This window comes from Methylobacterium sp. 1030 (assembly GCF_040544715.1).
Taxonomy (GTDB): domain Bacteria; phylum Pseudomonadota; class Alphaproteobacteria; order Rhizobiales; family Beijerinckiaceae; genus Methylobacterium.
Genome location: NZ_JBEPKM010000019.1, coordinates 108,272 through 124,258, shown reverse-complemented (window position 1 = coordinate 124,258; position 15,987 = coordinate 108,272). Strand labels below are relative to the sequence as shown.

Here is a 15,987-nt window from a genome sequence, read left to right as displayed (position 1 = left end):
CTGATCCTCGTTCCTGATCATCTCGACCTCCTCGCTCATCGAGGGGGTCAGGTCCTCATGGCGTCAGGGGGTCAGTTTGCCGTGTCGCCTGACACTCGCAAGCGGTCAAGCTTAGCGTCGGATCATGAGCGCTCGCGGCTTAGGCTTGTCTCCGTCACCGCAGCGACCATACTCTGATGTACCAGGCTGGGAATGCCCTGGAGGACGATGCACTTTCTCGTCAGCAGCCTCGTTGTATAGTCATAAGACAGCGGTTGCTGTGAAGTAAGAGAAACGGATCAAATAAAGGCTTGCGAATGGGATCGCACAGCCCCACGGGGAAGCTTTGCCCATAGCGCAAAGATGATCACTAAGTTCACGTCATCAATATAGGAATATATTCTTGCAATAAACCTTCTTGTGGCGTACCATGTACTTCTTCCCGCCCAGCAACAAAGAAGGAGGACGGCCATGACAATGGACGACGAACACCGCTTTTCTGAGCGGATCACAAAAGAAGCGGCCACCGTATCAATGGCCGATTTCGACCTGGACGCTTATCGTCCTTACCTCGATGGCATCGACCTCGACGAAGCCCAGGAAACCGAGCTGCTACGTACGCTCTGGGACATTATGCGCTGCTTCGTCGAACTCGACGTTCCTCCAGAAAGCTGGGGGCAGATTGTCGCCAATCTGACCGAATGCCTCGAAGATGATTCGGCTCCGGTAGAATAACGAACCGACACAGGAGAACACATTCAGCTTAAAGGAGACCGGCACATGACAACACGAACAACAAGAAGGGCAACGAGCCAGCAGACTCTTGCCGTGATTTACTGCCGGATTTCCAGCAAGAAGCAGGACCGTGAGGGTGATGGCCTTGCCTCCCAAGAGACGCGCCTTCGCGAGTATGCCGCCCGATGCGGCTATCAGATTGTGGAAGTGTTCCGCGACAAGCTGACGGGCAGCGAGAGCCAGCGCCCCGGCCTCCGCGATATGATCGCCTTCGTGGCTGGCGATAAGAAAAACAGCTACCGCATCCTAGTCGATCACCTCGACCGCTTCACGCGAGATTTCTACCTCCATGCCGACCTTCGCCGCGCGATTGCCAAGACCGGCGCGCAGCTGGAGACGCCTGCGGGCGTTCTCGATGGACGCTCCTCGTCGCGCCTGATGGAAAACGTGACTGTCGCTTTCGCCGACTATCACCGCGTCAACAATGCCGAGCAGACGCTCAATCGCATGAAGTCGCGGCTCCAGAATGGCTTCGCGGTGTTCTGTGCGCCGAGCGGCTACCGCTTCGGACGCGTCTCCGGCTTGAACGGCAAAGTGCTGGTCCGCGATGAGCCCGCAGCCTCCATCGTCGTGGAAGCGCTCGAAGGCTACGCGTCAGGCCGGTTTGAATCCCAAGCCGATGTCGTCCGCTACCTGGAGGAGCATCCCTCCTACCCCAAACCTAAGAACGGCAAGGTGCCCCATCAGCGCGTGGGCGATATGCTCCGTAACCCGATCTATGCGGGCTACGTCGAAGCGCCCAAGTGGGACATTCCGCGCCGCAAGGGCCACCATGAGGCCCTTATCAGCCTGGAGACGCATCAGCGCATCCAGGATCGGCTCAACGGCCTGCGCTCGACCTATCGCACCGACCTCAGCGTCGATTTCCCGCTGCGTGGCTTCGTGGTCTGCGACGACTGCGATGGTCCCCTGACCGCCTGCTGGTCCACCAGCGGCAGCAGCCAGCGCAAGCGCCATCCCTATTACCAATGTCCCCGGAAAGCCTGTGCCAGCTATGGCAAGGCGATCCGGCGCGATGTGATCGAGGGTGAGTTCGAAGCGATCCTGAAAAGCGCCCAGCCTCGCCCGCAGCTGTTCCAGGCAGCCACGGCGATGATGAAGGAGCTATGGGCGCGCAAGCAGAAGAACGTGACGGCTGAGACGAAGGCGCTCCAAGCTGGCCTTGCTCAGATCGACAAGCAGGTCGATCAGCTGGTGGACCGCATCGTCGAGACGAGCGTCCCGGCAGTGGTGCGAGCGCTCGAAGAAAAGCTGCAACGCCTGGAGAACGAGAAGCTGCTCCTGAGCGAAAAGATCGCCTCCGGTGCGGCTCCGAAGGGCAGCTTCGACTTGCGACTTAGAACCGCCTTGGCGTTCATCGCAAGCCCTTGGAATCTCTGGAGTACCGGTCGGATCGAGGACCGCCGCGCGGTGCTCAAACTCACCTTCGCCGACCGGCTTCGCTACAAGCGCGGGGAAGGATTTAGAACCGCAAATTTGACCTTGCCGTTCAAGGTCTTAGCGGATGTTTTTAGCGGTGAAATGGGAATGGCGCGCCCGAAAGGATTCGAACCTCTGACCCCCAGATTCGTAGTCTGGTGCTCTATCCAGCTGAGCTACGGGCGCCTGACACGGCGGCGTGCTCTCGGCCCGCCGGTGTGAAGGGGCTTCTAGAGGCTCAGATCCGGCTTGGCAAGACACTTCGGACAAGGACTTCGCGCTCCGCGCGTCGTGCCCCGGATCCGGCTCTCTACGGGGCCCGGGCGCTCGCGCGGACGCGCTCCTCCGCGGCCCGGATCGCCTCCGGCGTACCGACATGCAGCCACTGGCCGTCGAGCCGCATCCCGAACAGCCGCCCCGCCGCGATCGCCCGGTCGAACAGCAGGTTGAGCGAGAACGCGCCCTCCGGCGTGTCGGCGAAGAGGCCCGGCGTGAGGATCGCCACCCCCGCGTAGATGAACGGCGCCACCGCGCGCTCGCCGCGGCGCTCTAGGCGGCCGTCCGGATCCATCACGAAATCCCCGGCGCCCTCGTAGCCGAGGCTGGTGGCGGTCGGTGCCACCAGCAGCAGGCCGTCCATGCGGTCCCCGTCCCAGGTCTCGATCAGCCGGCGCAGGTTGGAGGCCGGCCCCTCGAGCCAGAACGAATCCGAGTTCAGCACCACGAACGGCGCGTCGCCCAGGAGCGGCAGCGCCTTGCGGATGCCGCCGCCCGTCTCCAGCAGCGCCGCGCGCTCGTCGGAGACGGTCGTGGCCGGTCCCGGGGCCGCCCCCTCGGCCCGGCGCGCGAGGTGCCCCTCGATCAGGTCGGCGAGGTAGTGGACGTTGACGATTGCGCTCCCGATCCCGGCCTCGGCGACCCGGTCGAGGGCGTGGTCGAGCAGGGCCTTGCCGGACACCTCCACCAGGGGTTTCGGCACGGTGGCGGTCACCGGCCGCATGCGCTTGCCCAGGCCCGCGGCCAGGACGAAGGCGCGGCTGACGGCGGGGCTGGGATCGCTCATGCGGTCGGGAATCCGGTGGTCAGGGGTCGGGCGCCGGGGCGACGAGGCCCGGCAGATGGTCCGCGTGCCAGGCCCGCAGACCGGCGAGCGCCGGATGGGCGAGGTTGCGCGCGAGGTAGCCCTCGATCCGCGGCAGGTGGGCGAGGTAGCCGGGCTTGCCGTCGCGCCGGTCGAGGCGCGCGAAGATGCCGAGGATCTTGGTGGCCCGCTGGGCCGCCAGCAGCGCGTAGGCGGTGGCGAAGGCGCCGACGTCGAAGGTCGGGTCCCGGCCGCGGCGCTCGCGGGCATAGAGGCCGAGGAGCCGCAGCTCGAACTCCGCGCTGGAATCGACCCGGGCATCCTGCAGCAGCGAGGCGACGTCGTAGGCCGGGTGGCCCATGACGGCGTCCTGGAAATCGATCAGACCGACCCGCTCCAGCCCGTCGCGCTCGGGCAGCCAGATCAGGTTCGGGGAATGGTAGTCGCGCAGGGTCCAGGTCGGCCGGTCCGGGATCGCGCCCTGGAGCGCCCCCCGCCACAGGTCGACGAAGGCCGCCCGCGCCTCCGCCGACAGGCTGACGTTCCGGATCGCCGGGGCGTACCATTCGGGCATCAGCTCCGCCTCGAACAGCAGCGCCTCCATGTCGTAGGGCGGCAGCCTGTGCTCGATCCCCTCCGCCACGGGCAGGACCGGGGGCAGCGGGTTGGCGTGGAGCTTGGCCAGCACGCGCACGGCCTCGGCGTAGCGCTCGGGCCGCGGGGCGCCCCCCTCGATCACCGGCTCGCTGCCGAGATCCTCCAGGATGAGCAGGCCCTCGGTCAGGTCCTCGCCGTAGATCTTCGGGGCCGAGAAGCCGAGTGCCCGCAGGCCGCGGTCGAGGGCCACGAAGGCGTGGACGCTCTCGGCGAGGTGCACGATCGCGCTGTAGGGCTTGCCGTCCCGCACCGGCGGCCCGTCGGGTCGCGGCGGCGCGATCATCAGCACGGCGCTGGTGCCGTCGGGCTTGGTCAGGCGCTCGTAGGCGCGGGAGGAGGCGTCCCCCTGCATCAAGGTCCTCTCGGCGATGTCCCAGCCGCTGCGGTCGAGGAGGCGGCGCACCGCGCGGGCCCGGTCGAGGCGGGCGCGCATGCCGCCGGTGCCGTCGATCCGCGCGAGCCGCGCCTCGGGGCCGAACTCCGCCCGCAGGGACAGGTCCACGGTCAGCACCGGGCCGGCGCGGGGCGGCATCCGGTCGGGCCACTCCACCAGGGTGATCGCGCCCTCGGCCATCTCGTCGAAGCCGAGTTCCACCAACTCGTCGGGGTCGCGCAGCCGGTACAGGTCGGCGTGGACGATCGGCTGGCCGTCGCGGGCCGCGTAGGGCTGGATCAGCGTGAAGGTCGGGCTCGGCACCTCCAGGCGCGGGTCGCCGGCGAGCTCGCGGATGACCGCGCGGGCGAGCGTGGTCTTGCCACCACCCAGGCCGCCGGACAGAGCCACGACGTCCCCGGGCATCAGGAACTCGGACAGGAACAGGCCGAGATCCTCGGTGGCCGTCTCCTCCGGCAGCACGAATTCCCAGGGCGCCGGATGCGCGGATGCCCCCGCAGACCCTTCGGCCATCTGCCCGTCCCGCTCGTCTCCGCCCAAAGCCCGCCTCCGAGACCCGAAGACGCATGGTCCGAAAACACGCACCGGATGCAAGCGTTTCCGCCCGGAGCCGCGCGCTTCCCGCCCGCCCGGTGCATCGAAACCACGCTCGCGGGGGTGGCGAAAGACCGCGCCGGGGCCGGGAATCCGTCAGGCCCGGGCGTGGAACCCGTGCCGCCCCGGATCAGCCTCCCCGGAGAGCCCGACGCGCCACGCGTCGGCGTTCCAGGCCGCCGCCGCCGCGAGGGCGTCGGCCTCCGGCATCGGGCGGCCGAAATGGTAGCCCTGGCCCAGGGCGCAGCCCATCGCCGCGAGGGCCTCCGCCTCGGCGCGGCCCTCGATGCCCTCCGCGACCGCCGCCACCCCGATCTCCTCGGCGAGCCGCAGGATGGTCTGGACGATCCGGCGATCGCGCGGCTCCGCCAGCATTGCCCGGACGAAGGCCCGGTCCACCTTGAGCGTGGTGATCGGCAGGGTGCTGAGATGGCTGAGCGAGGAGTAGCCGGTGCCGAAATCGTCCACCGCGATGCCGAGGCCGGCGGCGCGACAGCGCGCGAGGGCGGCCGCGGCCCCGGCCGGATCCTGCATCAGCGCGCTCTCGGTGACCTCGATCTTGAGGGCGCCGGGCGCGAGGCCGGTCCGGCGCAGCATCGCGTCGACGAGGCCCGGTATGTCCGCGCGGGCGAGATCCTGGGCCGTGACGTTGAAGCTCACGAACAGGGAGGGCTCGACGGAGGCGGGCGCGCGCAGGCCGGCCTGCAGGATGCGGGGCACGATCCGGCCGATCGCGTCGATCACCCAGGCGGTGATCGCCAGGATCAGGCCGTTCGCCTCGGCGGCCGGAATGAAGGCGGCGGGGGGCACGAGCCCGCGCTCGGGATCGTGCCAGCGGATCAGGGCCTCGAAGCCGGCGAGGCGCCCGGTGGCGAGCCGCACGATCGGCTGCAGGAACAGCGCGAACTCGTCCCGGGCCAGGGCGCGCCGCAGGGCGCGCTCCTGCGCGAGCGACGCGACCGTCGCGTCGAAATCGGCGCGGGCGGAGGGCGACGGCGGCGCCTGAAGCCCCTCGGCGGAAGCCGGCCCGAGGCGGGGCAGGGTCTCGCGAAACCGGGCGATGAGTCCCTCGAGGCAGAGGCGCAGGATCGGATCGGCGCCGGCGAGCCGCTGGCGGATCTGCGCCGCGTCCACCGGGACGAGCACGCAATCCGCCTCGGCGCGCGCGCCGGCGGAGCGCGGGAGGGCGTCGAGGATGGCCATCTCGCCGAAGATCTCGCCGGGGCCGCGCCGGGCGAGCACGGCCTCACCGCCGTCGCGCCGCCGGAAGATCGCGATGCGCCCGCTCAGGATCAGGTAGGCGCAGTGCCCGATCGCCCCCTCCTCGAACAGGACGGTGCCGGCCGGGAGAGTGACGGGATCGGAGAGGTCGTGCATCGGTCGGGGACGCTGCGCCTTCGCGGGGAAAGCCCGGCGCGAGCTTTGGCACAGCGGCCTTAAGATCGGATCAAGGGCCCGCCGGATCAGCCACGCGGGATCCCATGTGCCTTGATCCGCGAGGCCAGCGTCGTCGGCCGAAGGCCGAGGAGCGCGGCCGCGCCGCCCGGCCCGGAGATCCGGCCGCCCGCCAGCGCCAGGGCCGCGACGATCTCGGCGCGGTCGCGCGCCCGGCGCTCGGCCTCGCTGGCGGGCCGCCCGCCGGGCGGCGCGGCCGGGCTGGCCGCGTCCGCGGGTCCGGTCGCCTCACCGTCGGGCAGGTCGAGGCGGAGGCGCCCCCGGGCGGAGAGGATCACCGCCCGCTCGATCACGTTCTCCAGTTCCCGGACGTTGCCGGGCCAGGAATAGCGGCAGAGGCGGCGGACATCGCCCTCCGTGAGGCGCGGCTCCGGGACGGTGAGGCGGCGCGCGGCGACCCGGAGCAGGTGCTGGGCGATCGGCGGGATGTCCTCGGGCCGCTCGCGCAGGGGCCGCGCCTGGATCGGGAAGACACTGAGGCGGAAGTAGAGGTCCTCCCGGAAGCGGCCCGCCCGGATCTCGGCGCGCAGGTCCCGGTTGGTGGCCGCGACCACGCGCACGTCCACCGCCCGCGTGCGCGCCTCGCCGACCCGCTCGAACGAGCGCTCCTGCAGGACGCGCAGCAGCTTGCCCTGGAGGTCGAGGGGGATCTCGCCGACCTCGTCGAGGAACAGCGTGCCGCCGTCGGCGAGTTCGAACCGGCCGATCCGGTCGCGCAGCGCCCCCGTGAAGCTGCCCTTGGCGTGGCCGAAGAACTCGCTCTCGAACAGCTCGCGGGGGATCGCCGCGCAGTTGACGCGAATCATCGGGCGGGCACTGCGGCGGCTGCCCTCGTGGATCGCCCGGGCGATCAGCTCCTTGCCAGTGCCGGATTCGCCGGTGATCAGCACGGTGGCGTCGGTGGCGGCGACGCGGTCGACCTGCCGGAGCGTCGCCGCGATGGCGGGCGAGCGGCCGATGATGCCCTGGTGCTGGCGCTCGGCCCGGATCTCCTCCTTCAGGTAGGCGTTCTCCAGCTCCAGGCGCTCCCGGAGGGAGTCGACCTCGGCGAGCGCGCTCGTCAGGCGAGCCTCGGCCTCACGGCGCTGGCTGATGTCGCGGAACACGATGACGGCGCCGAGCAGGCGCCCCCGGTCGCGGATCGGCGTCGAGGTGTACTCGACCGGGAAGGCGGTGCCGTCGGCGCGCCAGAAGACCTCGTGATCGACTTGGTGCACGGTCCCGTCCCGGAACGCCGCGTAGATCGGGCAGTCGCGGTGGGGGTAGTGGCTCCCGTCCGGGCGGGTGTGGTGCACGGCGGCGTGCATGTCCCGGCCGACGAGGTCGGCGGCCTCGCAGCCGAGCATGCGCGCGGCGGCCGGGTTGACGAAGGTGGTCACGCCCTCCGCGTTGACGCCGTAGATCCCCTCCCCGGCCGCGCGCAGGATCAGCTGGTTGCCCCGCTCGATGTCGCGGAAGATGCGCTCCACGCGCTGCCACTCCGAGAGGCCGGCGCGCATGTGGGCCTCGGCCTCGCCGTCGACCTGGCGGCGGTGGAGCGTGTCCGGGTCCGCCAGGGTGACGAGGAGGCGCATCGCGTCGCCCGGGAGCGGGAAGGCCGCGGTCTCGACCCGCAGGTCGCGCCCGGCCGCGTCGCGCGGCGCCAATGTGCGCGTCCACCAGTGCCCCCGGGCCAGCGCGGCCTCGGTGAAGACCGTGAGCGCCGGGAGCTGGCCCGGGAACAGGGCGCTCGCCCGTGCGCCGCGCAAGGCCGGGCGGCCGTAGCCGAGGAGGCGCGCCGCCGCCGGGTTGGCGTCCGCGACCCGGTCCTCCTCCGGCGCGAGGACCAGCATGGGATCCGGGCTCGCCTCGAAGACCGGCCCGAAGCTTCCGGCGGCACCGGACTCACGAGATATCGTCATTGGCTCACGATATCTCGTTTCCAACGAGATGTCGTGAGCGATCTCCAGGCGACCAAATCTCTGGCAGACCGAGCGATTTCTCCGGCATCCCTTCTGGCACACCCTTTGCCGAATGAGGCTGTCCGCCCGTCGGCCGGCACCGCTCCCGAAGGCGCGCCGCGACGACGCCCGGCGGATGTCCGCGTCCGGACGCGACCGTCCCCCCTCACCGGTCGCGGTCCGGACGCGCACCCACACCGGGTGGGTGGGGCCGCGGAGCGCGCGGCCTCACCGGACCCATCGCAGATCGAGATCCGGGAGCCGACGATGAAGCGCGAAGACCTCACCGAGAAGCTTCTCGACATCAAGCGCGAGAAGGGGTGGAGCTGGAAGCACATCCACGCGGAGATCGGCGGCCTGTCGCCGTTCCTGATCACCGCGGCCTGCATGGGCCAGATGAAGCTCCCGAAGGCCCAGGCCAAGCGGGCGGCCGAGCTCTTCGGCCTCACCGCCGCCGAGGAGCGGATGCTCAACGAGCCGCCCTATCGCGGCTCGATCCCGTCCATGCCGCCCACCGACCCGCTGATCTACCGGTTCTACGAGCTGGTGATGGTCTACGGAACGACCTTCAAGGAGCTGATCCAGGAAGAGTTCGGCGACGGCATCATGTCGGCGATCGACTTCAACATGGACATGACCCGGGAGGCCAACAACAAGGGCGACCGCGTGAAGCTCACCATGTCGGGCAAGTTCCTGCCGTACAAGTACTACGGCAACGACGACGACACGCCGGAATACGGCTTCAAGGAGGGGTGAGCGACCCGCAAGGGCATCCCCCCGACCGGGATCCGACGGTCAGGCATCCGGATCGGGCCAGCGACACCGGCCGCGGCGCGCGACGCGCCGCCGTCCCTCACGCCGCCGCCGGGCGGCCCTCCGGCTCCAGGTAATCCTGCACCGGCCGCGCCGGGCCGCCGCGCATCAGCACGTAGAGGAAGGGCACCAGCAGCAGGGTCGCGGGCGTCGCGAAGGCGATGCCGCCCATGACCGCGCGGGCGAGCGCGGCGTTCTGCTCGCCGCCCTCGCCGGTCCCGAGCGCCATCGGGATGAGCCCCAGGAACATCGCCGAGGCGGTCATCAGCACCGGCCGCAGCCGGGTCTCGCCCGCGGTGATCGCCGCCTCCAGGGCGCTGCACCCGGTCTCCTCCCGGTGCTCCTTGGCGAAGGTGACGAGCAGGATCGAGTTCGCCGAGGCGATGCCCACCGACATGATCGCCCCGAAGATCGACGGGATCGAGAACGGCGTGCCGGTCACGAACAGCGCGAAGGTGATGCCGCAGAAGGCCATCGGCAGGGCGGCGATCACCACGAACGGGTCGCCCCAGCTCTGGTAGTTCACCGCCATCAGCAGGTAGACGGCGATCAGCGCGATGCCGAGGCCGATCTCCAGGCGGAAGAAGGCCGAGCGCATGTTCTCGATCTGGCCGCGGACGACGATCTTGTCCGGCGCCTCGAGGTTCTTCTGCTCGTCCTCGACGATCCTGTCGATCTCGCGCGCGACCGAGCCGAGGTCCCGGTCCTGCACCGAGGCGAAGATGTCGAAGGTCGGCTGGATGTTGACGTGGCTGATCATGGTCTGCGTCGGCGTCCGGCGGATGTCCGCGAGGCTCGACAGCAGGGTCAGCACCCCGGGGCCGGAGCCGGAGGTCGCGGCGGCGCGCACGAACATCGGCGTGTTGCGCAGGTCGGTGAGCGAGCTGTTGCGGTACTCGGGCGTCTGCACCCAGAGCTGGTAGGGGATGCCGGTCTTCGGGTCCGGCCAGAAGTTCGGCGTGACCTGGTAGCTGCCGGACAGCGAGATGTTCATGTTCTGCGCCACCTGCTGCTCGGTCAGCCCGAGTTCGGAGGCGAGGCGCCGATCGACGTCGACGTAGAATTGCGGCTCGTTGACGATCTGCTGCAGGTGGACGTCGACGAGGCCCTTCGTGTGCTTCAGCCGCTGCACGATGCGCTGGGCGACCTCCAGGTCCTTCTCCTTGTGCCGGCCGGAGACCTGCACGTCGATCGGCGTGAGGACGCCGAAGTTCAGGATCTGGGTGATCATGTCGGCGGGCTGGAAGTAGACGACCACGTCGGGGAAGCGCTTCATGAGCACCTCGCGCAGGCGCTTCATGTAGCCCGCCACCGGGCCGTGCCCCTCCTTCAGGCTGATCAGCATCTGCCCGTCATTGTAGGAGACGAACGAGCCGTCCGAGAACGCGAAGTTGTAGTTGTTCGACGGCAGGCCGATGTTCTGGAGGATCTGGTCGACCTCACCCGCCGGGATCACCTCGCGGACGGTGTCCTCGACCTCGGCGAAGACCTGCCGGGCGGTCTCGATGCGCATGCCGACGCGGGTGCGCAGATGCATGGTCATCTGGCTCGCCTCGATCTGCGGGAAGTAGTCCTGGCCGACGAAGACGAACAGCACGCCGGTCATGCCGAGCACGCCGCCGACGGCGCCCACGGTGACGACGCGGTGGCGCAGCACCGCGTGGAGCAGCCCGACATAGCCCCGGTGGAACCGCGCGAAGCCGCGCTCGAACGCGCCGTGGATCCGGCCGGCGAGCCGCAGCGCGGGGGCGCCCACGAGGCCGACGGCCCGGGCGATCCGGCCCCGCCGGGGCGCCGCGAGCTGCGCCGGGTGCGCGTCATGGTGCGCGTCCCGGTCCTTGGCGTGCTTCCGGCGGTATTCCGGCGCCACGATCACGTCGATCAGGAGGGGCACCAGGGTCCGCGACAGCAGGTAGGAGGTCAGCATCGCGAACACGACCGCGAGCGCCTGCGGGGTGAACAGGTATTTCGGCGTGTCGGTGAGCGCGAACACGGCCGTGAAGGCCGCGCAGATCGCGAGCGTCGAGATCAGCGCCGGCTTGGCGATGCCGGCGGCGCCGTGGACCACGCTCTCGCGGAACTCCTCGCCCTCCTCGAACAGCCGGTAGGTGTTCTCGATCGCCACCGTGGCGTCGTCCACCAGGATGCCGACCGCGAGCGCCAGGCCGCCCAGCGTCATCACGTTGATGGTCTCGCCGAGCGCCGCCAGCACGGCGAGCGAGGTCATGACGCAGAGCGGGATCGAGATCAGCACGATGATCGTCGAGCGCCAGGAGCCGAGGAACAGCAGGATGGCGAGGCCGGTCAGGGCCGCCGCGGTCAGCGCCTCGTGGAGCACCCCCTCGATGGCGTTCGAGACGTAGACCGACTGGTCGAAGAGCGGCTTGATCGCCAGCCCCTCGGGCGCGGCGGCGCGGATCGTCGGCATCGCCGCCTTGACGTTGTTGACCACGCTCAGGGTCGAGGCGTTGCCGTTCTTGATGATCTGCATCAGCACGGCCTGCTGGCCGTCGGAACTGACCACGTTGACCTGCGGCGGGCCGCCGTCGCGGACGTAGGCGACGTCGCGCACCAGCACGGGCTGGCCGGCCACCACCTTGATCGGCGCGAGGTTCAGGGTCTCGATCGACGGCGGGGTGCCGTTGAGCTGGACGGGGTACTGCTGCTCGCCGATCTTGGCGAGGCCGGACGGCACGGTCAGGTTCTGGGCCGTCATGGCGTTGGTGACGTCGAGCGGCGTCAGGCCGAGCGCCTGGAGGGCGTTGAGGTCGAGGTCGACCATGATCTGCCGGGGCGCGCCGCCGAAGGGTGACGGCAGGGTCGAGCCCGGGACCTGCGCCAGGGTCTGGCGGATCCGGTACTGGGCGTAGTCGTAGACCTGATTGAGGCTCTCCTTGGCCGAGGTCAGGGCGAGCTGGATCACCGGCACCGAGGAGGCGGAGTAGCGCACGATCACCGGCGGCTGCGTGCCGGGGGGCATCACGGCACGGATCGAGTTGGTCGAGGACACCACCTGGGCGATGGCGAGATTGAGGCTGACGGTGGGTTCGAAGTAGATCCGCTGCACCGCCGTGCCCTGGAGCGTCGTCGACTCCATGCGGCGGATGTTGTTGACGTTGTTGGAGATGCCGTACTCGGCGTAGGTCGTGATGCGCTGTTCCATCTCCGGCGCCGAGAGGCCGGTATAGGTCCAGACCACCACGACGACCGGGATGTCGACGACCGGCAGCACGTCCTTCGGCGCGACGACGATCGCCCCGACGCCGCCGAGCATCATCAGGACCGCGAGCACGTAGGTCGTGATCCGGAACTTGAGCGCGTAGAGGACGAGGCCCATGCGGTCTCCGCCGTCCGGCCCCGGGCCGGCAACTCCGCGTTGTATACCGGCTCACCGGCTAAACCCGGACTGTTTCGCTATCACGTCCGGTCAGGCAAGGGACGGGCCGCGTCGCCGCAGGTTCGGGATGGCGGCGGCCTCGCGCCCGTGCCGGCGTCCGCGAAGACCCGGCACGGCGGGCCGGGCCGCGTCACCTCGGGATGCGGGTGCCGGACGGGGAGAGCGTTCCCGGCGCGCCGTCCCGGGGTCTGCCGGGCGACGGGCCGGCCGGATCAGCGCAGCAGGGCGGACTTGTCGACCTGCAGCGCCCCGGCGATCTCGTCGAGCGCCTTGTGCTCGACCTCGCTGATGCCGTCGATATCGGCCACGTCCGCGCCGATCAGGAACACGTCCTGGCGCTGCTCGATCGGCCGATCCGCGATGGCGCCGACATGGCGCAGGTTCTCCAGCCGCCCGGCCCGGGTCTTGGCCCGGGTGATCGCCTCGTAGAGCTCCTGCTCGACGCGCAGCGTGTCGTAGGATTTCTCGAGGATCGGGTTGGCGCGGATGCCGGTGATCGCCGACTCGATCTCCTCCTCGCCCACGTCGCCATCGGCCACGATGACGTTGGCGGCGGACGAGACCGCGGCCTGCAGGAAGACCGCGTCGCCCGCGTACGACATGATCGTGCGGCCGAACCGAAGGATGGCGTCCTGGAAAATGCTCATGCCGACCTCCCGTCGGGCCTGAGATGGCGGATATTGTGGCGGCGGAGTCAAGATGCGGCCGAGCTTAAGCCCGGGATCGCGGAGGACTAGTCCTCGCGCGGCGGGATCAGGTGGCGGGCTCGTGGCCCGGCCAGTCCCGCCCGAGATGGGCGGCCACGCGGGCCGGATCGTCGCCGACCGCCGCCACGGCGGCCTCGACCTGCTCCACCGGGACCATGAACCGGCGCGCCCAGTAGGCCCGCTCCCAGGCATGGGCGATGTTGACGGCCCGGGGCTCGATCGGGTCCTGCACGCTCTGGTCGGTCATCGGCCTTCCGCATCTGGCGAGGGCCGGGCGGCCCTCCGGCGTGGAGAACGCCGGCCGGGCCCGATCGGGTCCGCGCAGCGAGCGGGGCCCGGTCCGCGGCGAGGACACGCCGCCGTCATCGCGCGCGCAGCGAAGCAAGGACGACCAAGCTCACCGGCCGCCTGTCAGCAGCAGCGGAAGCCCGCGGTGTTGCCGACCCCGAAGCGGGCGTTCTCCCGGTTGCGGAAGAACTCCACCTCGCTCATCGGCGCCTGGTCGGGATGGGTGCGGCGGACATGCTCGGCATAGGCCGCGTAGTCCCCCTGCCCGACCATCAGGCGGGCGCCGTCGCAGACGCACTTGGACAGCGTCCGGATCCGGTCCCGCAGGTTCGACGACGGCAGCATGGGACCTCCTACTCCGCCGGGACCATGTGCGGCTCGGTCTCCAGCGCGGTCCAGCGGTCCGCGCGCCACGCCTTCACGCAGGCGGCGATGCCGAAGCCCGCGATGGCGACGACGAGGCCGATGAACAGGGCCGCCAGCACCGCGTCGATCCGGTCGTTGAGGATGATCTGGCTCATCTGGTCGGCGTTCTTGGCCGGTGCCAGGATCTTGCCCTCGGCGGCGGCGGCCGCGTAGCGCTCGGCGTGGGCCAGGAAGCCGATCTTCGGGTCGGCCGAGAAGATCTTCTGCCAGCCGGCCGTGAGGGTGCAGATGCACAGCCACGCGGTGGGGATGATGGTCACGAACGCGTAGCGCTCGCGCTTCATCTTGAAGATCACCACCGTGCAGAGGGTCAGCGCCACCGCGGCCAGCATCTGGTTCGAGATGCCGAAGAGCGGCCACAGGGTGTTGATGCCGCCCAGCGGGTCGGTCACGCCCTGGTAAAGGAAGTAGCCCCAGGCCCCCACCGAGATGGCGGTCGCCGCGATGCTCGGCCCCCACGACGTGGTGTTCTTGAACGACGGGATCGCCAAGGCGACGAGATCCTGCACCATGAACCGGCAGGCGCGGGTGCCCGCGTCCACCGCCGTGAGGATGAACAGCGCCTCGAACAGGATCGCGAAGTGGTACCAGAAGGCCATCATCGCCTTGCCGCCGATGGCGGACGAGATGATGTGGGCCATGCCGACCGCGAGGGTCGGCGCGCCGCCGGCCCGCGAGATGATCGTGTGCTCGCCGACGTCGGCGGCGGTCTGGGTGATGACCTCCGGCGTCGTGGCGAAGCCGAGCTTGGTCACCGCGGCGGCGGCGGTCTCGGGCGTCGTGCCGACGAGGGCCGCGGGCGAGTTCATGGTGAAGTAGACGCCCGGGTCGATCACGCAGGCCGAGACCAGCGCCATGATCGCCACGAAGGATTCCATCAGCATGCCGCCGTAGCCGATGAAGCGGGCGTCGGACTCGCTGGCGATCAGCTTCGGGGTGGTGCCCGACGAGATCAGGGCGTGGAAGCCCGAGACCGCGCCGCAGGCGATGGTGATGAACAGGAACGGGAACAGGCTGCCCGCCCAGACCGGGCCGGTGCCATCCACGAACTTGGTGACCGCCGGCATCTGCATGTGCGGCGCCACGAAGGCGATGCCGAGCGCGAGGCCCACGATGGTGCCGATCTTGAGGAAGGTCGACAGGTAGTCGCGCGGGGCCAGCAGCAGCCAGACCGGCAGGATCGACGCCACGAAGCCGTAGCCGATCAGCATCCAGCAGAGCTGCGGGCCCGTGAAGGTGAAGGCCGGCCCCCAGACCGGGCTCGCCGCCACCGAGCCGCCGGCGACGATGGCGAGCATCAGCAGGACGAAGCCGAGGATCGAGACCTCGCCGATCTTGCCCGGGCGGATGTAGCGGGAATAGACGCCCATCAGCATGGCGATCGGGATCGTCGACATCACCGTGAAGGTGCCCCAGGGGCTCTCGGCCAGCGCCTTGACGACGATCAGCGCCAGCACGGCGAGCAGGATCACCATGATCAGGAAGGTGCCGAACAGGGCGATGATGCCCGGCACGGTGCCGAGCTCGGCCCGGATCAGCTCGCCGAGCGAGCGGCCGTCCCGGCGCATCGACACGAACAGGACCATGAAGTCCTGCACGGCGCCCGCGAGGACCACGCCGGCCAGGATCCACAGCATGCCGGGCAGGTAGCCCATCTGGGCGGCGAGCACCGGGCCGACCAGCGGGCCCGCGCCCGCGATCGCCGCGAAGTGGTGGCCGAACAGGACGCCGCGGTTGGTGGGCACGTAGTCGAGCCCGTCGTTGTGGCGCACCGCGGGGGTCGCGCGCTTCGGGTCGAGCCGCATCACCTTGTCGGCGATGAACTGGGAATAGTAGCGGTAGGCGATGAGGTAGACGCAGACCGCCGCGACCACGATCCAGAGGGCGTTGATCGTCTCGCCGCGCTGGCTCGCCACGATCGCCAGCGCCGCGGCGCCGAGCGCCCCCACGAGGGCCCAGGGCCCGTGCCTGCCGATCGCCGAACCCATGTCCCACTCCCTGACCGAACGCCTCGCGCGCGGGGCCACGCGCGGGGGGCTCCG

11 protein-coding genes, 1 tRNA gene and 1 pseudogene are annotated in these 15,987 nt (G+C 69.8%); 3 read left to right on the top strand and 10 right to left on the bottom strand.

Going from position 1 to position 15,987, the window contains the following annotated elements; genetic code table 11:
• Positions 1-450 precede the first annotated feature (450 nt).
• Both ABIC30_RS25065 and ABIC30_RS25060 read left to right on the top strand, forming a co-directional pair.
• A complete protein-coding gene (locus ABIC30_RS25065) occupies positions 451-714 on the top strand; it encodes a hypothetical protein (RefSeq protein WP_354456209.1) in 264 nt (87 codons plus the stop codon).
• 45 nt (positions 715-759) lie between these two features.
• A pseudogene (locus tag ABIC30_RS25060) lies at positions 760-1,752 on the top strand (recombinase family protein); the annotation flags it as partial.
• A 550-nt stretch (positions 1,753-2,302) separates the two neighbouring features.
• Here ABIC30_RS25060 and ABIC30_RS25055 read toward each other — a convergent pair.
• From ABIC30_RS25055 to ABIC30_RS25035, 5 genes are all read right to left on the bottom strand, one after another.
• Positions 2,303-2,379: transfer RNA gene (locus ABIC30_RS25055), tRNA-Arg, on the bottom strand.
• Positions 2,380-2,503: 124 nt separating this feature from the next.
• The gene (locus ABIC30_RS25050) at positions 2,504-3,256 is read right to left on the bottom strand and encodes a nucleotidyltransferase family protein (RefSeq protein ID WP_020091274.1); all 753 of its coding nucleotides are present in this window, start codon (positions 3,254-3,256) and stop codon (positions 2,504-2,506) included.
• A 19-nt stretch (positions 3,257-3,275) separates the two neighbouring features.
• A complete protein-coding gene (locus tag ABIC30_RS25045) occupies positions 3,276-4,838 on the bottom strand; it encodes a bifunctional tRNA (adenosine(37)-N6)-threonylcarbamoyltransferase complex ATPase subunit type 1 TsaE/phosphotransferase (RefSeq protein ID WP_020091275.1) in 1,563 nt (520 codons plus the stop codon).
• A 177-nt stretch (positions 4,839-5,015) separates the two neighbouring features.
• Positions 5,016-6,296 (bottom strand): EAL domain-containing protein, encoded by a 1,281-nt coding sequence (locus tag ABIC30_RS25040; protein WP_020091276.1) that lies wholly within the window; start codon positions 6,294-6,296, stop codon positions 5,016-5,018.
• Between the two features lie 86 nt (positions 6,297-6,382).
• On the bottom strand, positions 6,383-8,275 hold the full coding sequence (locus ABIC30_RS25035; RefSeq protein WP_026604645.1) for a sigma 54-interacting transcriptional regulator: 1,893 nt from the start codon (positions 8,273-8,275) through the stop codon (positions 6,383-6,385).
• Positions 8,276-8,581: 306 nt separating this feature from the next.
• Between ABIC30_RS25035 and cynS the strand changes: the two genes are divergently transcribed.
• Positions 8,582-9,070, top strand: a complete 489-nt coding sequence (cynS, locus tag ABIC30_RS25030) for a cyanase (RefSeq protein WP_354456207.1) — start codon at positions 8,582-8,584, stop codon at positions 9,068-9,070.
• Between the two features lie 97 nt (positions 9,071-9,167).
• Here the strand turns inward: cynS and ABIC30_RS25025 are convergent, their stop codons facing one another.
• The 5 genes from ABIC30_RS25025 to ABIC30_RS25005 form a co-directional block, all read right to left on the bottom strand.
• On the bottom strand, positions 9,168-12,464 hold the full coding sequence (locus ABIC30_RS25025; RefSeq protein WP_354456205.1) for an efflux RND transporter permease subunit: 3,297 nt from the start codon (positions 12,462-12,464) through the stop codon (positions 9,168-9,170).
• A gap of 272 nt (positions 12,465-12,736) precedes the next feature.
• Positions 12,737-13,171 carry a tellurite resistance TerB family protein gene (locus tag ABIC30_RS25020; protein WP_020091280.1) on the bottom strand — a complete coding sequence of 145 codons (435 nt, stop codon included), beginning with the start codon at positions 13,169-13,171 and terminating at the stop codon, positions 12,737-12,739.
• 106 nt (positions 13,172-13,277) lie between these two features.
• Positions 13,278-13,478, bottom strand: coding sequence for a DUF3606 domain-containing protein (locus ABIC30_RS25015; RefSeq protein ID WP_020091281.1), 201 nt, complete (start codon positions 13,476-13,478; stop codon positions 13,278-13,280).
• Between the two features lie 164 nt (positions 13,479-13,642).
• Positions 13,643-13,864, bottom strand: a complete 222-nt coding sequence (locus tag ABIC30_RS25010) for a YbdD/YjiX family protein (protein ID WP_020091282.1) — start codon at positions 13,862-13,864, stop codon at positions 13,643-13,645.
• 8 nt (positions 13,865-13,872) lie between these two features.
• Positions 13,873-15,933 (bottom strand): carbon starvation CstA family protein, encoded by a 2,061-nt coding sequence (locus ABIC30_RS25005; protein ID WP_020091283.1) that lies wholly within the window; start codon positions 15,931-15,933, stop codon positions 13,873-13,875.
• Between the last annotated feature and the right edge of the window lie 54 nt (positions 15,934-15,987).